Here is a 24,747-nt window from a genome sequence, read left to right as displayed (position 1 = left end):
GTGTTTATTAAGATTTAGCATAAAGCCGTTTTGGATCAAAACCTATGCCATTTTTTTTAGATTTTTGTTCATACATCGGCTTGATCAAAACTGTTTATGACATATCAGAGCACATTCTATCACTTCGAGGTGCAGGGAAAATAAAATGACTGTGTATCATTTTGAGTGGATTCGAGTAAATTGATAGCTTTTGGGATAAAGGAACACTTGGAAGAAATTATTATTTTTTCTGCCGTATATGCTGAACAAATTCTGCAACCTGTGCATAGGGGAAAGACGGATGAGGAGGAATCCTTGTTTCAAATTACTTAAGATTGACTCTAAATTTCCTTTGCATATAGTAAGATTAATCTTACGATAAAATGTTGACTTGCTAAGCTCTAAAGGTAAATGTGCTTATTTGTTGTGTCTGTAGAGGTGGTTTCGGCATAGGGTTCAGCAATATGATAACGGTTTCGTCCTTCATTTTTGGCGAAATACAATGCACGATCCGCTAAGTTAATCAGTTCCGAGATTTGATGATCCGCTTGCGGTACTACGGTCGCGATTCCTACACTAATGGTGATGTGTTCAGAAATAGGACTGGATGGGTGGGGAATAGCAGCTGCCTCAATGAGTTGTAAAAGGCGTATGGTTAGTGCTTCGGCTTGCTGTTGGTCTGTCATTGGAAAAACGAGTAAAAATTCTTCTCCACCATAGCGTGCAGCTAGATCATTGCTTCGTGCAGTAATCGAGTGTATTGAATCTGCAATCAATTGCAGACATTGATCACCTGCGATATGCCCAAGATGATCGTTGTAGTTTTTAAAAAAGTCGATATCGACCATTAATATGCTTAATGGTGTTTGATGTCTTAGCGCATAGCGCCACTCTTTATCGAGAACCTCGTTTAAATAACGTCGATTAGCCAAACCTGTGAGTGAGTCTAATTGTGATAATAATGCCAATTGTTGAGCTTGTTGGGTTAATTCAATTTGGTTCAATTCAATAATACAGTTCTGTAAATAATTTTCCCGATGTTGGCGGTCAATGGCATAGGTTAAAGCCATGCCTAAAAAGCTATAAAAAGTATAGGTTCTATTTAATAAGGTCCAGCCAATATCTTGATTTGACCAGATTGAAATGAAAATCGCAATCAGACCACCCATCCAACATACAATAACTGCCGTGTAAAATCGCATACCGACAAAACTGTAAGTAATCACCACGGCATACATCATGGCAGTATGAAATAGCACATTATTCTGTGCGGTATTATTGGGATCTGCGCCAATATTGGTGATAATGATAAAGGAGATGGCAATCGCGACCATGGAACCAAAACCGGTATAATAGTCGAAATATTGATTAAATTTTTTAAAAAAAGATAAGATCCAAGCGGTGATGACAATAATTCCGACCCATGCATAATAGGTGAGCCACTGCTGCATTATGTCATGGTTAGAAATAGTTTGATAAATACCTAAACTGAGAAATAAGTACAAAATTAATATAATTAATCCACGAAATCTAAATTCATAAGCTGCTTCATTTTTGTATTGTTCTTGGTAAATCCGCTCGAGTGTTTTAGAAAAATGAACAGAGTTTAATCCCCTAGAAGCAACTTGTTCAATTTGCATTCTATTTAATGCACTAGACCCTTTTAATTTCATGAATTTTCTCACTATTCATGTAAAAAATGATTGTTCATTTTTTTATTAAATATTCTATATTAAAAAACAATATACTTATCAATATAATAAATAGCTTGCATAAATCAAAAAATGTTTAAAATTCAATTTTTTAAAATTAGTACAGCCTCAGTTTATTGATTCAATTTTTATGCTTTTTATGTCAGCATTTCACAGCTATGAATCCAATCTTTCCTAAAGTTTATTTTTTAATGTCGGCTTTATAAATGATTTGCGTTGATCAAAAAATGACTTATGGAAGAAGTCTAATATAATTGAATTTTTCCTGAAAGAATAGCCATTTATGAAAATAAGCAGCGCTATTTCTGCGCTTTCGATATGGTTCAGTAAGTGTTTTAAAAGTCTTTAGATTGCCAATATATGTGCGATTCTGATGGTTATTTTATTGATTTCTTGGTTATGCGATTCCAATTCTGGAGTTAATGTACATCCTTATTTGGTTTTTAAAAACAACGCGCTTCTTGTATAAAAAGAATTAATATCCTGCTCATCTGGATCTTGTATTTAGGCATTAAATGTAAATTCCGGTTAAATCAGGTACTGCTCTTTTACAGCTCAGAATGTAAAGTGCCTTATAGTGAATTATCGTTTGTACTTGAACGGAAGGAGCTTCTTACTTAGGGGTATATTCTGATTGATTTTATTTCCATGACCACACAACGGATTAAGCCGTTATGTGGTGACAATTCAGCCATGCTTAGCGCTTGAATTTGCTCACTAAGGTTTATACAAACCTAGCTGTGTGAGATGTAATCGTAGAATACGACGTAATTCTAAAACGGCTTCTGGTGTTTCCTGAATAGAATGCCCGCCGTTGATGATCTTTTCAGAGACAGCACCATCTAAGTGTGCGCTTTTATACGGCACGACATCATCGGTAATCAGATTAAGATCATCACTCTTGGTCGCATTACCAATAATTGAATGGAAGGCTAAACCTTTACGTGGGCTAACGTCTTTGGTGAGCTCCATAAATTTTGATTGATAGCTTAAATCGCTTGGCCCATTTTGAATTAGCCCGTGATCAATCTGTTTTAATAAATCTTTAAAGTCTAAATCTTGGCTCTGTAATGTATCGCCTATGGCAGAAAGGAATGCACCAGGTAAACGAATGACTTTACGTGCTGCTTTGGTAAACCATCGGTCAGCAAATTCGGTTCCTTTATGTGGTGAAGCAAGGAAAATTGCGCGATTAAAGTTAGGAATATCTTTAAGAATTAAGCGCTGCGATACAATCGGGATATTTTTATATTTATTCAATTGACGATTGCTCATCATGGATAATGCTTTTTGAGTGAGGTTGGCGTCACTGACCAATAGTCGGGCAATAATTCCGCCCATGCTATGTCCAACAAGAACAGCATCTTTTTTTGCCGCAGCTTTAGGATCAACTTGAGAAAAAGTTTGGTTAAGCAAGGCATAAATCTGGAAGCGGCTTTCAATAATGGGCATATTGGTGGAGTAGAACACTTGCCATACTTGGAAGTGTTCACGTAGCACAGGGTCGCCCATAATGTCATTGGTGAGACGTATCCATGCTTCTGGGCTACTGGCGAGACCATGAACCAATACGATGACCTTTTTATTCGGATTATAGGGTTCCAGCATATATAAATGCGGCATGGTGAGATGATCATCATGATCAATCAAAGTTAAATATGCAGCTTTACCTAAATTGTTTTGTGCAAGCCATAAACCATAAGGGGTAGAGAAGTTGGCAGCAAGTGGATAGGTTTTACCCGCCATCACGACATTGTCATATTTGTAAGGATCAAAGGCTTTTAATTCAAACTCGGGATTATTTAAAATATCCGCAATACTGCTGGCTGACTTAGGTTCTACGGTGAGCGTTGCAGCTAAATAACGGGCTTGGTGGATATTCGGATTGATGCCATTTTTATAACTAAAATTGATCGGATCAATAATATACTTGCTTTTAGCTTCGCCAATATCATTTTTAACTTGGGGTAAAACAACGACAAATTCCGAACCAAAACCATCACGGCGGTTAATGGAACGTAAACCAGAAAAATTGAGATTATAGCTAGAGAGCATTTGTTCAATTTTTTGTTCTTTTAATTGAGGATAATGATCAAAGTTAATGTTGTAGATACTTTTGCCAACTTTAATTTGGTGTTCTACTTCTGTTGGTTTGTAACGTAGCGCATAAGCTGAAACCAATTTTGCGATGGCTAAATTATAAAAATCTCGAATTTGTACTTGTCTGTTATCAAAAATACGGTCTTGCGGGCCACGTTTGGTTTTGAACATGTATGCATAACTATAGCGGATGCTTTTATCCAACATATAGAGTTGTTGATCTAAGCATTTTTCATAAGCAGTTTGTTGTAATTTTTGTTTTTCTTCAGATTTATGACTGGTTAAAATGCTGACTTTACAATCACTTGATTTTTCATATGCCAAAGCTTTGGCTAAAAAAACTTCACTTGCTGTGGAAAGGATTTGTTCGTCTTGAATTTGAGGGATTTGTTGTATTTCTTGGATGCACTGTTCTGGTTTGTCAGCGCAAATTTTTGCTTCGCGCCCTGTCATAGACAGTACATTTAAACTGGCTTCACTTAATTTGTTGCGGGTGAGTATGCTTTCTCGCTCATTGGTAATGGTTACGTTGATGGCTTGATTTTTGACACTGACGATTTGACAACCCGTCAATAGAGAACTAATCAATAGTGCAGCAAACAAAATTTTGTATAGCGAGTTTGGCATAAAGATCATCTGCATTAAGTATTTGTTTGAGTTTTTCTTCATCATACAGTCATTCTTCTAATTTTCCATTGCTACAAACAAAAATAGACCGTACAAGACGGTCTATTTTATGAGGACTTAAAACTTAAGATGCTTTAGGTGAACTAAGCACTTGCCATACGTTCCAACGACCTTGTTTTTCAATTTCATTGATTAAACGGTCTGCAACTTCTGCTTCTTGCGGATATTTTGCTTTGTAATTTTTCAAAATTTGAATCGCATTTTTCTTCTGTTCCATCGCAATATAGTTATTTGCGGCAGACAGATAAGCTTCTTGTACGCCTGCTTTCATGGCTTTGTCTAAATATGGAATCGCTTCACGTTGACCGCCACCTTCAGACAAACCAAAGCCAAACCAAAAGTTTGCTTCAGCATCGTCTTTGTTAATTTTTAAAATACGCTGTGCGTAGGTTAAAGACTTGGTGGTGTAGACCGAACCCAAATCAAGGTTACGTGCCATCACGCTGGCTTTAAATGCGCGAATCAAGACATCGAAAGACGCATTATCTTTAGATGCCAAGGTATCTAGCTGTTGTGTTAATTCTTTGAGTTTGGCTTCAAAACCTTTACGTTCTTGACGTTCACTAAAGCGAGGTGGGTAATGACGCGCTTTACCTTCAACCAATTGTAAAAAGTCATCAATTTCAGTGATATCAATTTCATTGTCACCAGCAAGAACAGCATATTTTAAAGTGCGTTGATTGTTGTTCACGGTTGGAATGATCAATTTATTAACATCTAAAGTGATTTTTTTAGATGGATCACTTTGCAGATTAACTTCCATTTTAGTCACAGGCTGTGCAGCTGCTTTTCTAAGTGCAATTTCAAATGGAGGTGGTGCATCGTAATTAAATGGATTTAGTGCATAGAATGGTGCAGTTAAATCAGGTTCAGTGAAGATGATTGGGCTATTCGGTTTTTTATCTTCAGTGGGTGCCATGCTACATGCAGAGAGCAAAGACATTGCAATGAGTGTACATGCCAAAGGCTTAAGTGTCATATGGGTCATCCATTCATTTAATTTTAAAGTTGATCAATAAGCACATTTGTCAGTCTAAGAAAACTCTGATGAACATGCAAGTTAGCGCTTGTTAATATTTCATAACAACTTTAGGCTTTAGATTGAGTGCTTTGTGCTTCACATTCGCGTCGCACATCTTCAATAATTTTAAGTTCTTCAATACTAAAAGGCTGTTCATCTTGCTGTTTCTTAAATGACGGATCGAGCAAAGATAAGCGCTGACATAAAGTATTCATACGTTTTTCATTATGCTGAATTCTGTCCAGTAGAACACGCATACCCTCTAAAATTGGGTCAGATTGATCTTGCGTTGCTGCATATGGCTGGAAACCAATACTTTCAGCATAATCACGACGACGTGCTTCTTCGGCATCTTTAGGTTTGTCTTTGGTGATAAAACGGGCAGGGTTACCGACTGCGGTGGTATCTGGCGGAACTTCTTTAGTTACGACTGCGTTAGAACCCACTTTAGAGTTTTTACCAACAGTAAATGGCCCTAGAATTTTTGCACCAGCACCGACCACCACACCATCTTCTAATGTCGGATGACGTTTGCCTTTATTCCACGTGGTGCCACCTAAAGTGACACCGTGATATAGCGTGACATCATCACCAATTTCAGCCGTTTCACCAATGACGACACCCATGCCGTGATCGATAAAAAAACGACGACCAATTTTAGCACCCGGGTGAATTTCAATACCTGTGGCAAAACGACTAAAAGAAGACAATAGGCGAGCAGAGCCTTTACACTCTTTTTGCCAAAGTTCATGAGCAATACGGTGCATGATGAGTGCGTGAATGCCGGGATAAGTGGTGAGAACTTCCAAAGTGTTTCGAGCAGCGGGATCGCGCGCGAATACAGCTTGTATGTCTTCTTTGAGCTGTTTAAGCATGAGGTTGATCCTCTGAAGAATCTGTTGTTTTATCTACTGATTTTTTCCATGTACCATTATTCATGGCTTGTACACGAGTGAATATGCCACGAAGTAAATGGTATTCCATACGGTCTAATTGTATACGTCCAAATAGGCGACGCAAGCGTAAAGGTAATAATCTTGGGTTTTTAGGGTCCATAAATTCAATTTCAGCCAACATTTTTTCAATGTGTGGATAAAACTGTTCCATTTGTTCATGCGTGACTAAAGGCTCATCCCAATGCATAGATTCTGTTTCGGTCACAGGCATGCTTGCTTCAGGATTTTCCTTTTGTTCTACAAACGCCATCGCGGCCATACGCATTTCATAACAAATGACTTGAATGGCTTGTGCAACATTCAATACGCCATAATCAGTATTGACTGGAATAGTGACGTGATAATTCGCCATCGCCAATTCTTCGTTGGTCAAGCCGCGATCTTCACGACCAAATACAATCGCAATTTCTTGTTGGTCTTTAACAACCGCTTGCATGGATTTTTCAGCAGCAGGGCGTGCATCAAGTAAAGGCCACGGAATGGTACGGCTACGCGCACTGGTGCCAAAAACAAGGTGACAATCTTTAATGGCATCTTCTAACGTCGCTACAATTTCAATCTGTTCGATGAGATCTACAGCACCTGCGGCTAAAGCATTAATATCGGGGTGCGGATAAGTTTTAGGCGCAACCAACACCAGCTTAGATAAGCCCATGGTTTTCATTGCTCTTAATGCACTGCCAATATTTGCAGGTAATGTAGTATTCACCATGACAATACGCACATGGGAAAGATGTGCTGAAACAACAGCATTGTCAACTTGACTCATAAGGTGTCCAATTTGAATTTAAATATTTAAAAATTAAGAATATTGGTTGGCTTCAGCCTGATACATGTCCATTGCATCATCCATGCTGACATTGGCAGGTGGCGGTGCAATTTGCGTGGGCTTACTATACTGTACGGCTTTTGCGGCCTTAGATTTCACTTGATATTCGATATGGATGACATCTTTACCAAAATAATCGCGTAATTTAGCCAGCAATTCATCTTGTGGTGCAACTTTCCAATTTAATCCCAAGTGAACTTCAGCAGTCGCATAGGGATAATCAATTTGTAATTGCATTGGAATGTGATTGCACATATCGACATTGCAAAATGGCAGCAGAATTTTTTGTAAATCTAGACTGAGTGATTTGGTCAGATGTTCAGCAGCCAATTTAACTTGGATACTATTGGCACGTTTCTGGCGAATCTCATTGAGACTAAAGGCTTTGGTTAGGCGTCCCATTGGGCGATCATAACCTTCACGCTCATAGATTTCACCTTCAATCACCACCACACGGTCAGCTTGGATAATATCTTTAAAGCGTTGGAAGCGTTCATGATTGGCAGACACTTCAATTCGCGCTGTACCATCATCTAGGGTGACCATCATCCGATTTGGGAAATTGGCAACATCCACCACCAAGCCGGCAAAAACGGTGGTAACCCCACGACGTGTAGGTGTTAATTCATTAATACGCACAGGAATAAATGACTTTAACTCTGGGCGATAAACATCAATCGGATGTCCAGTTAAATATAAGCCAAGGGTATCTTTTTCACCTTTGAGACGGACTTCATCTGACCATGCTTTAACGGGTTTAGCAGGTTTACGTTGAACTTCTTCAACTTCACCAAATAAATCCATGATGCCCGTTTCACGATTAGAGCGAGCTTGATCAGCCGCTTGCACCGCTTCAGGCAATTGCGCCATGATGCTGGCACGATCAATACCTAAGCAATCTAAAGCACCTGAACGAATCAGGGCTTCTAAAGTTCGTTTATTGATTTTTTTCAAATCAATACGATGGCAAAAATCGAATAGATCTTTGTAAGGCCCATCTTGCAAGCGTGAATCAATCACCGATTGCATAGCGGCTTCGCCCACACCTTTAATTGCACCTAAACCATAGACAATGGTTTTTTCATCACTGGCATGGAATTGATAAAAAGACATGTTAATCGAAGGAGGAAACACTTCTAAACCATTGATTCGACAGTCATCAATCAAAAATACAATACTGTCGGTATTCTGCATTTCTGAAGTGAGTACTGCCGCCATAAATTCAGATGGGTAATAGGCTTTTAGCCATGCCGTTTGGTAAGCAACGAGGGCATAGGCTGCGGCATGTGATTTGTTAAAACCATAGCCAGCGAATTTTTCCATATAGTCGAAAATATGGTTGGCGGTGGCTTCATCAATGTCTTTTTGCGCGGCACCTTCAATAAAGATTTGACGCTGTTTGACCATTTCCTCAGGTTTCTTTTTACCCATGGCACGACGTAACATGTCTGCGCCACCCAGTGTATAACCCGCACAATATTGCGCGGCTTGCATCACCTGTTCTTGGTAAACCATAATCCCATAGGTTGGTTCTAGAACCCCTTCGAGTAAGGGATGTAGATATTCAAACTCACCACCATGCATACGGTGAATAAAGTCAGGAATAAGATCCATTGGACCCGGACGGTATAAGGATACAAAAGCAATAATTTCTTCAAACTTACTTGGACGTGCCTCTTTCAGCATTTTTTTCATGCCGACGGATTCAAACTGGAAGATCGCAGTGGTATTGGCATCGGCAAAGATTGAATAGGCTTTGGGGTCGTCTAACGGAATATAGGTAATATCGACTGATTTTTCAGGCCCAATGCGTTTATTAATATTTTGAATGGCATCTTCAATTACGGTTAGGTTACGTAAACCTAAAAAGTCGAATTTAACTAAACCTGCTGATTCGACATCATCTTTATCGAATTGTGCTACGCGGTTAGTACCATCCGCATCACACATCACGGCTGAATAATCGGTGATTTTACCCGGTGCAATTACCACACCGCCGGCATGTTTACCGGTATTACGGGTAATGCCTTCAAGTTTAAGCGCCATTTCCCAGATTTCGGCTGCATCGTCATTATCTGGGTTAGATGGATTGGTCACGATGTCTTTCAGCTGCGGCTCGATGTCGATGGCACCACGCAGGTCTACACCTAAGGGTTTGGTCGGGATCATTTTCGAGATACGGTCTGCCAAACCATAAGATTTACCCAATACTCGCGCGACATCTCGAATTGCACCTTTCGCGGCCATCGTCCCGAAAGTCGCAATTTGTGAAACCGCTTCACGGCCATAATGACGCGCAACATAATCAATCACGCGGTCACGTCCTGCAATACAGAAGTCGATGTCAAAGTCGGGCATCGAGACACGTTCTGGATTCAAGAAACGTTCGAATAGTAAATCGTAACGGAGTGGATCAAGATCGGTAATTTTTAAACTATAGGCCACCAATGAGCCTGCACCTGAACCACGTCCGGGGCCTACAGGAACGCCATTATTTTTTGACCATTGAATGAAGTCCATCACGATCAGGAAGTAACCGGGGAATCCCATGTTTAAGATGGTGCCAATTTCATAGGCTAGACGTTCATCATAAACTTTACGAATTTCAGGCCAATCTTCATCGCGTTTTTCAACGGGATAAAGGAAATCTAAACGTTCTTCTAAGCCTTCTTGAGAAACATGCTCAAAGAAGGTGTCAATGGTATGACCTTCAGGTACTGGGTAATCTGGCAGGTCATTGAAACCTAGGCGTAAGCTGACATTACAGCGTTTAGCAATGTGGTAGGTATTTTCAATCGCAGACGGAATATCTGAAAAGAGTTCCGTCATTTCCTCTGCGGTTTTAAAATATTGTTCAGAACTATAATAACGAGGACGACGACTGTCGCCTAAAACATAACCATCGGCAATACAAACACGGGCTTCATGTGCTTCAAAATCTGTGGGTGCAATGAAATGCACATCATTATGCGCAACGACACCGATATTGTATTTTTGAGCCAGTTTGATTGCCCCAGCAATGAAATTTTCTTCATCAGGGCGGTCGGTGCGGGTCAGGGCTAAATAGACACGATTGCCAAATTTTTCGATCCATTCTTCTAATAATGGTTCCGCTTTTTGTGGGTTGGATGAGTTCAGCATTTTACCCACATCACTATGCATGCCTAAGAGTGCAATAATGTCTTGGTTTTGTTCAAGAACCCACTCTTTTTGTACACAAGGGATATCAAGTTGCTGACCTTCAATAAAGCCACGCGAAACAATTTCAGTGAGACTGCGCCAACCTTTGTTGGTCATTGAAAGCAGTGTGACTTTATGTTCTGCATCATTTAGGCGAATGTTGCTGCCCATAATTGGCTTAATGCCTTTATCTAAGCATTTTTTATAAAATTTAACTGCGGCATGTAAATTAGATAGATCAGTTAATGCCAAAGCTGGCATTTCATCATTCACTGCAGCTTTAATAAGATCAGGTATACGTACGATAGATTCCGTAATTGAAAATTCTGTATGTATACCAAGATGAACAAAGTGCATAAATGAGTCCCTGCAAAAACCGTCGGCTATTTTAGCATGCTCTGAATATTGTTATGGCTTATATTTGGCAAATTCAAAGCTGATTATGTGGTCTATTATTGACCATAGTGTATGTTTTTATGTATCGCTGATGCGGCTGACTTATTTTTAAGCGAAAAGCATAAATAAAAAACCCTCAAATTTGAGGGTTTTAAAGGATTTCTTCAATGCTGATTTATCTGAGTTTAGCTAACCAATTACCTAAAGTCTGCACAATTTGAACAAGTACTAAGAGGACAATAACGGTGAGGTAGACGACACTTTGATCAAAGCGTTGATAGCCATACGAAATCGCTAAGTCACCAATACCACCTGCACCGACAGCACCCGCCATCGCTGTTGCACCAATAAGACTAATGGTTGCTGTTGTGAGGCTCAAAATTAATGAACTACGAGATTCAGGAATAATGAATTTGAAAATAATTTGCCAAGGAGATGCTCCCATCGCTTGGGCAGACTCAATAATTCCTTCATTCACTTCAAGCAATGATGTTTCTACAAGGCGACCAATGTAAGGGCCAACATAAATGGTCAGTGGCACAATGGCTGCCCAAGTGCCAATGGTTGTCCCGACTAACGCTTTGGTGAGTGGGAAAACAGCAATCAGTAGAATAATAAAGGGTAGTGAGCGTAGCGCATTTACAATCGGATTTAAAATTTGATAAACCGCCCGATTTGGCAGAATACCATTTGGACGAGTGACCAATAATGTGATCGCTTGAATAAAGCCCCAAATTGTACCGAACAACATAGCGAAAACGACCATTTGAATCGTTTCTTGCATTGCTGTAACAAATTGGTCAATGCTTAAAGAGCTTTCCCAAAATGGTGCTGTCAGTGTGGTGAGCCATTGTACGATGAGTTCTCTCATAGTCTAACTCCTGACTGTTCCACTTTGACGCCATTTTGTTCGAAGAAGTCGATGGTTTGACGAATGATTTCGGGGTCACCCAAAAGTTGTACGAACATTTGACCAATTACTGAACCATTAATTTCAGTCATATTGGCAAACAAAATGTTTAAACTCACATCAAATTGCTTAATTGCAGTTTGTACGACAGTTTCTTGTGCAGATGTACCTAAAAATTGCAGGCTATAAATACTTTTATGATTTTGGTTTTCTAGATTATTTAAAATATTAACTGGCAATTGTTGCTGTAAAACGGTCTGAATAAAGTTTTTAGTCGTTGGATGTTGAGGTTGACTAAAAATTTCTAAAGTAGAACCCGTTTCAATGACTTTACCTTGTTCCATGACTGCAACATAATCACAAACAGATTCAATGACATCCATTTCATGCGTGACCATGACAATGGTAATGCCTTGCTCCTTATTAATCTTTTTAAGCAAAGCAAGAACAGATTTCGTGGTTTGCGGATCAAGTGCAGACGTTGCTTCATCACACAGTAAAATTTTAGGGTGATTGGCTAAAGCTCGGGCGATACCGACACGTTGCTTTTGACCACCCGAAAGTTCATCAGGGAAAGCATCTTTTTTATGTGTTAAATCAATAAATTCAAGTAATTCATTGAGCCGTTTTTCACGTTCAGCCTTATTTACACCCAGCAGTTTCAAAGGCATTTCAATATTGTCTGCAACCGTTTTGGTTTGGAGTAAATTAAAATGCTGAAAAATCATACCGATATTTGCACGTTCTTGACGTAATGTACGTGAATCCAGTGCCGTAAAATCTGTTTGATTAATAATGACTTGTCCATTATTTGGACGCTCAAGCAAATTAATCAAGCGGATTAAGGTACTTTTTCCTGCACCACTATAGCCAATAATGCCAAAAATACTGCCTGCTGGAATTTCCAAATTAATTTGGTCCAGTGCGCGTATGGTTTGACCTTTCAGTTCATAGTGTTTTGAAATGTTTTTAAATTCAATCATATCGTCAAAAGCTATACAAAAATGAAAAAACAGGCAAATTAACTTTGCCTGTTTCGTTTAAGTCATTATAAGACTATTTTGATTCTGTAAGATAGCTTACAGGTTTATTTACATCGACTTTAGTTCCACCGAAGTGTTTTTGAACATATGTACCTACAGCTGGAACGTGATATAGCTCACCCACTTTTTTCAAAATAGGGTCATCTTTACGTGATTCAGCAACGGCAAGAACATTGACATTCATTTTTGTGCTTTGGTCAGTAGGCTCATAGTAAATAGAGTCTTTCAGTACGTTTAAACCACCTTCCATTGCCAAAGTATTACCCAGTACAATCGCATCAACTTCATCTTTAGCACGTACAGCAGTTGCCATTTGAATAGGTTTGATCACAATTTTTTTCGTATTTTCAGTAATGTCTGAAGGTGTACCTTTAACAATATCAAAGCCGTCTTTTAATTTGATTAAGCCAGCAGATTGTAAAAGTAATAATGCACGTGATTCATTTGCACCGTCGTTAGGGATTGCAATAGTTGCACCATTGGCAAAGTCTTCAACTTTTTTAACTTTGCTTGAATAGATTCCCATAGGCTCTAAATATGTTGTTGAAACAGGTGCAATTTTATCTTTATTTGACTCGTTGAAGGCAACTAGATATGCATAAGATTGGAAGGCATTAATATCCACTTCTTTATTTGCAACAGCAGTATTCATGGCTACATAGTCAGTGAAATTTTTCACTTCAAGTTTAATCCCTGCTGCTTTTGTTTCAGGCAGAGTTGCAATATAACGCCAAATGTCAGCATCAGAACCAGTCGATGCCATAACAACGGTTTGTTCTTTTGCTGTATCTGTTTTTGCTGTGTCAGTCGCAGGTGTTTCCGGTTTAGAACAACCAGCTAGACCAACGGTTAAACCTAAAACAAGTCCAAGGAGCTTTTTCATGTATCCATCCTCAGTAAATTTAATTTTGGCTTTAAATTTACGAATTATTTATTGAAGAGATTAAGTCAAAATCGAGATCAGTATAAAACGAAGATGTGATTACAGTCATTCTATCCAAACGTTCTCTGATCTATGCATAGCATGATAAAATTAACAAATTATGCTATTCAATTAGCAATTTGGTGAACATCAAATTAAAACAATTATAAGATGTTTTAAATCATTGTATTCATTCACGAGATTGCATTTTAACTGAATCAAAATTTGGCTCATCATAACAATAAATCTATATGCAATATAGTGAATAAAAACTCAATAATTATCTCTTTTATAGCATAACAAAAGCGAGATATTTGAAAATTTAATAGTAAAAACAATATATTATTTTAAATTATATTAACAATCTATAAGATATTGTTTTTAATGCTTCTTTATAATTTTTTTTTCAGTCTAAATCTAAAAAATAGATAATAAGAATAATGCTTTATAAAATGGCAACTTATGTTCAAAATTTATTGATTATTATGCACTCAAAATAACCATCTTGCAGGGTGAGATATTTTGAGTAACGATTCATTTTAGTCGGGAAAATGAAGGGTATCTCATCTTGATTAGAAAAATAAAAAAAGCCCGCATAAAGCGGACTTTTTTAGATCTTTTGAAAAACTAAGCTTTAAGCATTTTCACGCGCAATTGCACGGTAACCAATATCTTTACGATATTGAACGCCATCAAAAGTCACTTTTTCACAAAGTTCTAATGCTTTTGCTTGTGCTTCACCAATCGTATTGCCCAATGCTGTTACGCAAAGCACACGACCACCCGCAGTCACGATCTCGCCATTTGCATTTACAGCAGTACCTGCGTGGAAAACTTTAGCATCGGTCATTTCGGTGTCTAAACCAGAAATCACATCATCTTTGCTTGATGTTTCTGGGTAGCCTTTTGAAGCAAGTACGATACCAACAGTTTTACGCTCATCCCACTGCGCTTCCGCAGGTAAATTACCTGTAATGCCAGCTTCAACCAAATCAACCAAAGAAGATTTTAAGCGCATCATGATTGGTTGCGTTTCAGGGTCACCAAAACGACAGTTGAACTCGATTACTTTAGGTTGGCCTTGTTCATCAATCATCAAGCCTGCATACAAGAAACCTGTATAAACATGACCATCAGCCGCCATACCATCCACAGTAGGGCGCATGACTTCTTTCATGACTTTATCGAAAACTTCAGCAGTCACAACAGGAGCAGGAGAGTAAGCCCCCATACCGCCAGTATTTGGGCCTTGGTCACCTTCAAAGATGCGTTTATGATCTTGTGAGGTTGCCATTGGTAAAATGTTGTTGCCATCAATCATACAAATGAAAGACGCTTCTTCACCAGCAAGAAACTCTTCGATGACAACACGAGAACCAGCATCGCCAAATTTGTTGCCTGCAAGCATGTCATCAATGGCATCAAATGCTTCTTGATTGGTCATGGCAACAATCACACCTTTACCCGCAGCAAGACCATCGGCCTTGATCACAATCGGTGCACCATTTTGTTCAACATAGGCTTTAGCAGCATCGACTTCTGTGAATACATCGTAGAACGCTGTTGGAATGTTGTGGCGTTTTAAGAAATGCTTCGCAAAAGCTTTTGAGCCTTCAAGTTGTGCTGCAAATTGGGTCGGGCCCCAGACTTTAACATTCGCAGCACGGCAAGCATCAACCACACCATTAACGAGAGGTGCTTCTGGACCAACAATGACCAAAGAGATTTCATTTTCTTTTGCAAAAGCAATAATGCCTGCATTATCTAAAATATTTAGTTCTACATTTTTACATTTATTTTCTGTTGCTGTACCTGCATTGCCAGGGGCGACAAATACTTGTGCAACTTTTTCATCTTGAGCGATTTTCCATGCGAGTGCATGTTCACGTCCGCCATTACCCAATACTAAAATATTCATCGCTTCATACTCCATGAATCGAAAATGACATAAAGTCCTCAACCCAAAATAGGCGAGGACTTTATGTCAGATTTAGAAATCTGTTTTAAACCACATGTATGACTTTGTCATTACAGTCAGGATTCCATCAATTAATGACGGAAGTGACGCATGCCCGTGAAGACCATTGCAATACCTGCTTCATCAGCTGCAGCAATAGTTTCTTCATCACGCATAGAACCGCCTGGTTGGATGATACATTTGATTCCTGCTTTTGCAGCGTTATCAATACCATCACGGAATGGGAAAAATGCGTCAGATGCCATAACTGCACCTTCAACCACTAAACCAGCATGTTCAGCTTTAATTGCGGCAATACGCGCTGAGTTTACACGGCTCATTTGACCTGCGCCAACACCAATGGTTTGACGACCTTTGGCATAGACAATCGCATTTGATTTTACGTATTTTGCAACTTTCCACGCAAAGATTAAGTCATCAATCTCAGCATCAGTTGGTGCAATTTTAGTCACGACTTTAAGGTCATCTTTCGTTATCATGCCTAAGTCTTGGTCTTGAACCAATAAACCGCCATTTACACGTTTGTAGTCAAGCTGAGTTTGACGTGCATCAATTGCAGGTAATTCGCCACAGACCAGTACACGTACGTTTTTCTTCGCACCTGTAACTTCAAGTACGCCTTCAGCGATACTTGGGGCAATAATCACTTCAACGAATTGACGGTTGACAATGGCTTGCGCAGTTGCAACATCTAATTCACGGTTGAATGCAATGATGCCACCGAATGCAGACTCAGGATCTGTTGCATAAGCAAGGTCATAAGCCGCAGCAATGCCCTCTAAAGACACAGCAACGCCACATGGGTTTGCGTGTTTTACAATCACACATGCAGGTTTAGCAAAAGATTTCACACATTCAAGTGCTGCATCTGTATCTGCAATGTTGTTATACGATAATTCTTTACCTTGAAGCTGTTTCGCAGTTGAAACAGAAGCTTCAGTTGCTGTGCTTTCAACATAGAATGCAGCAGACTGATGCGGGTTTTCACCGTAACGTAAATCTTGTGCTTTATTTAATTGTGTGTTGAAAGTACGTGCAAATTTATCTGCTTGACCTTCTTCTTTGCCGACGCGAGCACCTAAGTAAGATGCGATCATGCCATCATATTGCGCAGTATGTTCAAATGCTTTCACAGCAAGGTCAAAACGTGTTGCATAAGACAATGCACCGTCTGCTTTAAGTTCTGCAATTACTGTGTCGTAATCAGATGCATTAACTACAATACCCACAGACGCATGATTTTTTGCAGCAGCACGAACCATAGTCGGGCCACCGATGTCGATGTTTTCAATCGCATCGCTCAGTGAACAGTTTGGTTTTGCTACAGTTGCAGCGAATGGATAAAGATTCACAACCACTAAATCGATTGCATCGATGTTATGTTCAGCCATTACAGCTTCGTCTAGACCACGGCGAGCTAAGATGCCACCATGAATTTTTGGATGAAGTGTTTTAACACGACCATCCATCATTTCTGGGAACCCAGTGTGCTCTGAAACTTCCACTACAGCGATATTGTTGTCTTTAAGCAACTTATATGTACCACCAGTAGATAAAATTTCTACCCCAAGAGCTACGAGGTTTTTAGCAAATTCAACGATCCCTGATTTATCAGATACAGAGATTAAAGCGCGTTTAATAGTCATGATTTTCGTCAACAATATTAAAGGTCTAGATTAAAACAATAGGCAAAACGTAAGATAAAAAAAATGCCCACGGTAGCCGTGAGCATTTTATCATTTATTCACTCATTAAACCGTGAGCTTTTAACTTTTTGCGTAAAGTGCCACGGTTAAGTCCGAGAATCTCGGCAGCGCGTGTCTGGTTGCCGCGAGTATATTCAAGCACTACAGATAAAAGAGGTTTCTCCATTTCTGCTAGCACCATGTCGTAAACTTGAGATGGCTGCTCACCTTGCAATTGTGCAAAATAGTGGCGAACTGCGCGATCTACGTGAATACGAAGAGCGACATCAGATTGTGCAGTAAAAATAGGAGATTTGCTATTCATGCGAATTAATCCGAAAAATCAAATATCACTTGGGTAAAGAGATATATAAAAGTGGTCTATAAAATTAAATGAACTCCGTTTTAGATCCTAAAGCGGAGTTCTAAAACTTGAACATTTAGCATGCCACAAACCAACGGAATGGTCGAAATTTAAGCGTAACAATAGTTAAATATTTGTTACCGACCAAAATCAAAACAAAAAAATCTGCTCTATACGCAATATATAGATAAAGCGCATTTTGCTAAATTGTATTTGTTGTGAAAAATAGCGAGGAGTTTGCGGCACAAAGCTTTCGTGGCGCGTATGATAGCATTGTCTCAGAAAAAGTGAGCAAGAAAACTGCATTTTTTTTACATTTTTTTGTTTTTTTTAATAGTTTTTTTCAATATTAAGGAGAAATTATTTCTAAACTGTAGGTGTCGAAGCTTTTGCGAGACACAGGAAGGTTAAACTTAAATTTAAAAGGACTATTCTGTGGGATGCGGTGGATGCCCGCAAGACTGCTAATCAGGTATTCGGAAGGTTGCAAAGAATAAGAAGATATAATTTCTCCGTTATCTTTTAAATTCACCTTGATGATTGGAAGGGCCAAACTTTTAGAATGGTAATTGATTAGCTCACCAGTAAACTGAGTTTTTTGTTTAGAAATCTGTTTTAGTTTTACTTTGTTGGTCGAAATAAGACGATAATTCTGATCCAATATCGAGCAATTAAATGCCTGACACACGGTATTAAATGTGGCACTCGCTGCTGGACTATTGTTTAAAATTTTAGGGTTAAACCAGAAGAATTGGAAAACAAGTAAACTAATTAAACAGATATTCACCACAATCCAAAGCGCATAGTGCCAAGCACTATGTTTGTTTTCTTGTTCTGATTTGTCAGACCAATTAAGCGCAGGATAGTTGCCAATCGGTTCCGTACTAAAATAATTTAAGTTATTGAGATAGGTCTTTAAATCAATATTTGAGTTTTCTACTTTACGATCAAAAATATCCAATAGATGTTGTTCTGATCGTTGGCCGTCTATAAATTGCTCTGTTATTTCTGTGGCTTGGGTTGGGTTTGCAGAAGGAATAGAAAGAGGAGTAGAGCAAGGTTCTTCTTTGTCTACTACCAGATGTGTTAACGCATTAAAATTGGTTGAGCATTTGGCACAACAAACCATGCCCCGAGCAACTGTGAGTTGAGCCACTGAGACTTTATACTTGGTAAAACAGTTAGGGCAGTAGGTTTGTTTTTCGCTCATAGTCTATTCAAAATTTGAATGGGTATTTTGGCGTTTCCCCGAAATACGGCACCAATGTTGTTCACGTTTTTCAACTTCTAGTATATCAAAAAAACTTGAATAAACATTAGAAACATCAGCTACTTGCTCTTCTAATATACCTGCAAGTGCGAACTCTCCCTCAGATTTGATCAAAGTTGCGAATTCAGGCGCAAGAGCCATTAGGGGGCCAGCAAGAATATTTGCGACAAATACATCTGCTTTTTGATCTTTTAACTCGACATTGAACTCTTCTGGTAACCCAACATATAAGTTGTCGAGCACACCATTAAGTTCAGCATTTTGTTTGGTTGCAAGAATAGCTTGTGGGTCAATATCGGTTGCGTAGACTTTTTTCGCACCGAGCAGTAGTGCAGCAACACCTAAAATGCCAGAACCACAACCATAGTCGATTACAATTTTATCTTTAACATCAGTTTTACCTAGCCATTGTAGGCATAAGAAAGTACTGGCATGGTTGCCTGTACCAAATGCTAGGCCCGGATCAAGCTTGATGTTTACTGCATCTGCTTCAGGTGCTTCCATCCATTCAGGAACAATCCAGTATTTTTCAGCAATTTGAATAGGTTCATACGCATCCATCCAAGTACGTTCCCATTCTTGGTCTTCAATGAATTCATGGCGTAGTGGTGCTTCAGGCATTTGTGCAGTAATAAATGTGAGTAAAGCATTCACATCAATTTCTTCGTCATCTTCTTGGGCATAAATACCTGTCACAATGACTTTATTCCAAAGCGGAGTTTCGCCTGGAAGTGGTTCAAGTAAGTCCTGATTTTCAGCATCATCTAAAGTTACACTGACAGCACCGAGTGAACTTAATAATGTTTCAGTAAAATCGACTTGCGCTTGTTCAACATTAATATGAATTTGTAACCACTTCACAGAGATAACCTAAAATTGTCTTTTCTAAAGTCAGCATTGTATAGAACTGATGCAATAACAGCTACCTATTCATGCAGTAGAGTAAGAAAAGGATGCACTATGGCATCCTGATTTTAAGTTGTAGTTGTTTTAAGTCGCAGGTTCATGAATAACGTCCACCTTGGGTTGCGGTGCGAACTTATTTAACAACATGCCAAATACAGCTGCAAATACATACATGAAAATAGAATACACGGCAGCTGGCATTGCAACTGTAGAGCTAGCCATGACTGTAAGGGCAATGGTCATCGCAAGGGTGCTATTGTGAATGCCAATTTCAAATGCGCATGCACGTGCTTGTGCACTATTGATTCCCAATAATCGTGGCACGAAATAACCGATCAATAAACTACATAAGCAGAATAAAACAGTGGCTAAGCCCACTTGTGCTAAATATGCTAAAATTTGATGACGCTCTTTGGTGATGGCGCCAATAATAATTAAGACTAAAAAGCTCACTGCAAAAATACGCAGGGGTTTGTTGAGTTTTTCAGTGAAGTGCGGTGCATAGTGTCGAATCAGCATACCAATACCAACAGGAACAATGATGATCGCAAACACTTGTAAAATTTTACTGAACTGCAAGCTAATTTCTTGCCCATCATTCATAAAGTGCTGAATAGCAAAATTAACAATGAAAGGTAGGGTAAAAGCAGCAATGACTGAATTGATTGCGGTTAAAGTAATATTGAGTGCAATGTCCCCTTTAAAGAGATAACTAAATAAGTTGGCTGTACTCCCACCCGGTGATGCTGCAAGGAGCATTAAACCAACAGCAAGCAAAGGTGGAAGGGCTAAAACTTTACAAATAATAAAAGCAATACTGACTAAAATCACCAATTGGCAAAATAAGGCAATTAAAACTGCCTTAGGTTGTTTGGTTACACGGGTAAAATCCTTTGGTGTGAGTTCTAGTCCTAAGCCAATCATGATAATGGCGAGTGCTAAGGGTAATAAAATGGTGATAATTCCTGAATCCATTCAAAATCTCCTATCTTGAGTTGATTTTTATTTAATTGAGATTAATTTTTTTCTACTGATTGTTATAAATTGAATAATAGTTGTATAGCTGATAAATAAAAAATATGGAATAGCTCGTATGAATTTTGCATTGGCTTCGGTTGTTAATGATTTGTTCGCTTTTATCAAGGGGCTGGAGTGCTTGGGTCTGATCAAGATTGTTCATCTTAAAGGGAATGTAGATTAAGTACTCCTTTGTAGTTTAAAGGAGTAGTCTAGCTATTTAGTCATTAATGGCTTTAGGCTTTTCTTGCTTAATGTTAAGTGGGCTTTTTGTTAAAATATAACCAAACAAAAATGCAAAAGCGTACATGAAAATAGAATAAATGCCTGCCGGAATAGCGATGGTGTTATTGGATAAAACTGAAAGTGCGATCGTTAATGCAATAGTGGTGTTGTGAATGCCTATTTCAAAGGTACATGCACGCGCCTGTTGGTCAGGGATTCCAGCGAGGAGGGGTAATAAATAACCCACCAATAAGCTCATAAAACAAAAAAGAGCGGTTGCAATGCCAATGTCTGCAAAATATTCGATGACGTTAGATTGTTCCTTATATAATGCAAAGCAGAAAATAAAAGTTAAGAAACAAACAGACAGTAATCGCATGGGTTTTTTAAGCTGTAATGCAATTGTCGGTATAGCTGAACGAATGAGCATCCCTAAGCACACGGGGATAAAAATGATTAAAAAGACCTGAGTAATTTTTGTGATCGGCATGCCAATTTTTTGATGATCGCCTAAAAAATAGTGAATTGATAAATTGACTATAAAAGGTAGGGTAAAGGTGCAAATAATCGAGTTAATAGCCGTGAGGGTAATATTTAATGCAACATCCCCTTTATAAATATAGCTAATTAAATTTGCAGTCGGCCCACCCGGTGAGGCTGCAAGTAGCATTAAGCCTACAGCTAAAAGTGGTGGTAGTTGTAAAAAGATGCAAATTAAAAAAGCAATAAAAACTAAAATAATCAGTTGGGCGAATAAAGCTAAAAAAATAGCCTTTGGATAGTATTGGATCCGTAGGAAATCTTTCGGTGTCAGTTCCAGTCCCAATCCAGTCATCATGATGGCAAGTGCTATTGGTAAAAAAAATGTGAATAGCCCTGAATCCATGAAACATCCTTTTTCTATTTTTATTCCTTAATATGCTGTGAGTTTAAACAAGTTCTTTTAATAAGCAATAAAGGAAGTGGACAAAGAAATAATTTTTTTGCCCACTTTTTTGACTTGGTTAACGAAATAATAATAATCTGATTATTTAGGCCGTGGAGCAGTAAATCCTAAAGCACATTTACCTTTGATTTCATGCCCTTTAATATTCATTGAGGTTGCATTTGTATCGCTGTGGCAAATAGAATTTAACTCGGCTTCGTCACCTTTTAGCATCACTTTTTTGGAAGACGGGAAGAATTGAGGTTCGCAAGTCCCATTCCAGATAATGCCTCGGTAAGCAAAGCTGACTTGATCACCTTGCATTTTGCCTTTACAAACCTGTTGGTACTTTTGCGCATTATAAGTTGTTTCAACTTTATCATTGGCCTGCGTGGTAAAGGGTGTGAGACAAAGACTACAGAGTATTGCGGAGAAGAAAATATTCTTATTCATCACTTATACCTTTGTTTGTCGTGTACTAACTTACAGGTTATAAAACACCCAAAATAAAACAATGTGATTCAAGTAAATTTTGAAGATTAAATGTTTTATTTATATGTAACTCTGCAAAGCATGATTACATTTCAATTTTTTGATGCGCTGTACATGAATACGGTGGTCACGCTTAAAATTGACTGAATTTGTCAACTTATCTTGCTTAGTTTTGATATAATACTCCGTCATTCTTTTTTATCTCTCAAACCATTATGCATTATCCTAAAGTTTACGATGTCATTGTTATCGGTGGCGGTCACGCAGGTACCGAAGCAGCACTTGCTGCGGCGCGTATGGGTCGACAGACATTACTCTTAACTCACAACATTGAGACTTTAGGGCAGATGAGCTGTAATCCTGCCATCGGTGGTATTGGTAAATCACACTTAGTACGTGAAATTGATGCTTTAGGCGGTGCAATGGCATTGGCTGCCGATAAGAGTGGTATTCAATTCCGTATTTTAAACTCGCGTAAAGGTGCGGCAGTACGTGCAACACGTGCGCAAGCTGACCGTGTGCGTTTTAAAGCAGCCATTCGTGAAACATTAGAAAATCAAGCCAATCTGGATATTTTTCAGCAGTCGGCGGATGACTTAATTGTAGATGGCGATACCGTTAAAGGTGTTGTGACGCAAATGGGTATTCGCTTTGATGCGAAAACGGTGGTGCTAACCACGGGTACATTCTTGGGTGGCGTGATTCACGTAGGACTGGAAAAATCGAGCGGTGGTCGTGCGGGTGATCCTCCATCTATTTCATTGGCAGCACGTTTACGTGAGTTGAATTTACCTGTTGGTCGTTTAAAAACCGGTACACCGCCACGTATTGATGCGCGTTCGGTGGATTTTTCGGTAATGACACCACAGCCGGGTGATTTTCCATCGCCAACCATGTCATTCATGGGCGATGCGTCTATGCATCCTGAACAAGTGAATTGCTATATCACTCATACCAATGAGCGGACACATGAGATTATTCGTGGTGGTTTAGACCGCTCACCAATGTACACAGGTGTGATTGAAGGTGTGGGACCGCGTTATTGCCCATCGATTGAAGATAAAATTCATAAATTTGCCGATAAAAATTCGCATCAAGTGTTCCTTGAACCAGAAGGTTTGGAAACACACGAGCTTTATCCAAATGGTATTTCGACGTCGCTACCATTTGATGTTCAGTTTGAATTGGTACGTTCAATTCGTGGTATGGAGAATGCACATATTCTTCGTCCGGGTTATGCAATTGAGTATGATTATTTCAATCCACAAGCATTGAAATTCTCTTTAGAAACCAAAGCCATTAATAACCTGTATTTTGCTGGTCAAATTAACGGTACGACGGGTTATGAAGAGGCAGGTGCTCAAGGTTTGCTTGCGGGCTTAAATGCTGCACGTCGTGCGTGGGATCAAGAACAATGGACACCTAAGCGTGATGAAGCGTATATGGGTGTATTGGTTGATGATTTGATTACGTTAGGTACGAAAGAACCGTACCGTATGTTCACTTCACGTGCGGAATACCGTTTAATGTTACGTGAAGACAATGCGGATCAGCGTTTAACGGCAATGGGTCGTGAACTTGGTTTGGTTGATGATACGCGTTGGGCGGCTTACTGTGAAAAAATGGAAGCAGTTGAGAAAGAAACCAGTCGTTTACAACATTTATGGGCTGCACCGAATAATCCAATGGGTAAAAAATTCGTTGAGATGACGGGTGCAGATCTTTCTAAAGAGTGTTCTGCGATTGATTTGTTGAAACGTCCAAATATCAACTTTGCTCAAATTGCAGAACTCACAGGTTCTGAAGTTACTCCATTTGTGGGCGAGCAAATTGAAATTGCAGTGAAATATGCAGGTTATATCAACCGTCAACATGAAGATGTTGCACAGATGAAACGCCTTGAAGATACGAAAATTCCTGCTGATTTTGATTATGACATCGTGTCAGGTTTGTCGCGTGAAATTACGTTGAAATTGAAAGATGTACGACCTGAGACTTTAGCGCAAGCGAGTCGTATTCCGGGTGTGACACCTGCTGCGGTACAGCTAGTCATGATTACCATTCGTAAGAATGCACAAGCTAAAAAATCGGCTTAATATTTGAAATTTATTAAAAAAGCCCGCTTTATGCGGGCTTTTTTTTGGTAAAAT

Annotated in this window: 18 protein-coding genes and 1 pseudogene; 1 reads left to right on the top strand and 18 read right to left on the bottom strand. The window is 39.0% G+C overall.

Going from position 1 to position 24,747, the window contains the following annotated elements; translation table 11 throughout:
* Positions 1 to 25: 25 nt before the first annotated feature.
* From B9T30_RS16615 to B9T30_RS00945, 18 genes and pseudogenes are all read right to left on the bottom strand, one after another.
* Positions 26 to 333: pseudogene (locus B9T30_RS16615) on the bottom strand (integrase); the annotation flags it as partial.
* A gap of 47 nt (positions 334 to 380) precedes the next feature.
* Positions 381 to 1,652, bottom strand: a complete 1,272-nt coding sequence (locus tag B9T30_RS01025; RefSeq protein WP_086183381.1) for a GGDEF domain-containing protein — start codon at positions 1,650 to 1,652, stop codon at positions 381 to 383.
* A gap of 756 nt (positions 1,653 to 2,408) precedes the next feature.
* Positions 2,409 to 4,418 (bottom strand): esterase/lipase family protein, encoded by a 2,010-nt coding sequence (locus tag B9T30_RS01020; RefSeq protein WP_086183380.1) that lies wholly within the window; start codon positions 4,416 to 4,418, stop codon positions 2,409 to 2,411.
* 124 nt (positions 4,419 to 4,542) lie between these two features.
* Positions 4,543 to 5,457 (bottom strand): ABUW_2363 family tetratricopeptide repeat lipoprotein, encoded by a 915-nt coding sequence (locus B9T30_RS01015; protein ID WP_086183379.1) that lies wholly within the window; start codon positions 5,455 to 5,457, stop codon positions 4,543 to 4,545.
* Between the two features lie 110 nt (positions 5,458 to 5,567).
* Positions 5,568 to 6,374: a serine O-acetyltransferase gene (gene cysE / locus B9T30_RS01010; RefSeq protein ID WP_086183378.1), complete on the bottom strand. Its 807-nt coding sequence runs from the start codon at positions 6,372 to 6,374 to the stop codon at positions 5,568 to 5,570.
* On the bottom strand, positions 6,367 to 7,224 hold the full coding sequence (locus B9T30_RS01005) for an RNA methyltransferase (protein ID WP_086183377.1): 858 nt from the start codon (positions 7,222 to 7,224) through the stop codon (positions 6,367 to 6,369). Before B9T30_RS01005 ends, cysE begins: the two co-directional genes overlap by 8 nt.
* A 33-nt stretch (positions 7,225 to 7,257) precedes the next feature.
* Positions 7,258 to 10,821 (bottom strand): DNA polymerase III subunit alpha, encoded by a 3,564-nt coding sequence (gene dnaE / locus B9T30_RS01000; RefSeq protein ID WP_086183376.1) that lies wholly within the window; start codon positions 10,819 to 10,821, stop codon positions 7,258 to 7,260.
* A gap of 214 nt (positions 10,822 to 11,035) precedes the next feature.
* Entirely contained in the window at positions 11,036 to 11,731 is a 696-nt protein-coding gene (locus B9T30_RS00995) for a methionine ABC transporter permease (protein ID WP_086183375.1), read from the bottom strand.
* Positions 11,728 to 12,753, bottom strand: a complete 1,026-nt coding sequence (locus B9T30_RS00990; RefSeq protein ID WP_086183374.1) for a methionine ABC transporter ATP-binding protein — start codon at positions 12,751 to 12,753, stop codon at positions 11,728 to 11,730. The genes B9T30_RS00995 and B9T30_RS00990 overlap by 4 nt, the downstream gene beginning before the upstream one ends.
* 73 nt (positions 12,754 to 12,826) lie before the next feature.
* Positions 12,827 to 13,696, bottom strand: coding sequence for a MetQ/NlpA family ABC transporter substrate-binding protein (locus B9T30_RS00985; RefSeq protein WP_086183373.1), 870 nt, complete (start codon positions 13,694 to 13,696; stop codon positions 12,827 to 12,829).
* A gap of 673 nt (positions 13,697 to 14,369) precedes the next feature.
* Complete coding sequence (gene purD / locus B9T30_RS00980) at positions 14,370 to 15,653, bottom strand: phosphoribosylamine--glycine ligase (protein ID WP_086183372.1); 1,284 nt, start codon at positions 15,651 to 15,653, stop codon at positions 14,370 to 14,372.
* Between the two features lie 131 nt (positions 15,654 to 15,784).
* Positions 15,785 to 17,359 (bottom strand): bifunctional phosphoribosylaminoimidazolecarboxamide formyltransferase/IMP cyclohydrolase, encoded by a 1,575-nt coding sequence (purH, locus tag B9T30_RS00975; protein WP_086183371.1) that lies wholly within the window; start codon positions 17,357 to 17,359, stop codon positions 15,785 to 15,787.
* Positions 17,360 to 17,453: 94 nt separating this feature from the next.
* Positions 17,454 to 17,723 carry a DNA-binding transcriptional regulator Fis gene (gene fis / locus B9T30_RS00970; RefSeq protein WP_001086304.1) on the bottom strand — a complete coding sequence of 90 codons (270 nt, stop codon included), beginning with the start codon at positions 17,721 to 17,723 and terminating at the stop codon, positions 17,454 to 17,456.
* Positions 17,724 to 18,111: 388 nt separating this feature from the next.
* Positions 18,112 to 18,972: a DUF3426 domain-containing protein gene (locus tag B9T30_RS00965; RefSeq protein ID WP_086183370.1), complete on the bottom strand. Its 861-nt coding sequence runs from the start codon at positions 18,970 to 18,972 to the stop codon at positions 18,112 to 18,114.
* Positions 18,973 to 18,975: 3 nt separating this feature from the next.
* Positions 18,976 to 19,893, bottom strand: a complete 918-nt coding sequence (gene prmA / locus B9T30_RS00960; RefSeq protein WP_086183369.1) for a 50S ribosomal protein L11 methyltransferase — start codon at positions 19,891 to 19,893, stop codon at positions 18,976 to 18,978.
* Positions 19,894 to 20,022: 129 nt separating this feature from the next.
* Positions 20,023 to 20,913: a bile acid:sodium symporter family protein gene (locus B9T30_RS00955; RefSeq protein ID WP_086183368.1), complete on the bottom strand. Its 891-nt coding sequence runs from the start codon at positions 20,911 to 20,913 to the stop codon at positions 20,023 to 20,025.
* A gap of 262 nt (positions 20,914 to 21,175) precedes the next feature.
* The gene (locus B9T30_RS00950; protein ID WP_086183367.1) at positions 21,176 to 22,066 is read right to left on the bottom strand and encodes a bile acid:sodium symporter family protein; all 891 of its coding nucleotides are present in this window, start codon (positions 22,064 to 22,066) and stop codon (positions 21,176 to 21,178) included.
* Between the two features lie 141 nt (positions 22,067 to 22,207).
* The gene (locus B9T30_RS00945) at positions 22,208 to 22,558 is read right to left on the bottom strand and encodes a hypothetical protein (protein ID WP_086183366.1); all 351 of its coding nucleotides are present in this window, start codon (positions 22,556 to 22,558) and stop codon (positions 22,208 to 22,210) included.
* 254 nt (positions 22,559 to 22,812) lie between these two features.
* On the opposite strand from B9T30_RS00945, the gene mnmG reads away from it, so the two are divergent.
* Positions 22,813 to 24,693, top strand: coding sequence for a tRNA uridine-5-carboxymethylaminomethyl(34) synthesis enzyme MnmG (gene mnmG / locus B9T30_RS00940; RefSeq protein WP_086183365.1), 1,881 nt, complete (start codon positions 22,813 to 22,815; stop codon positions 24,691 to 24,693).
* Positions 24,694 to 24,747 lie beyond the last annotated feature (54 nt).

It is taken from the genome of Acinetobacter sp. ANC 4973 (genome assembly GCF_002135275.1).
Lineage (GTDB): Bacteria > Pseudomonadota > Gammaproteobacteria > Pseudomonadales > Moraxellaceae > Acinetobacter > Acinetobacter kyonggiensis.
Note: the sequence above shows the minus strand (reverse complement) of the source record. Positions and strands in the feature narration are given on the sequence as shown.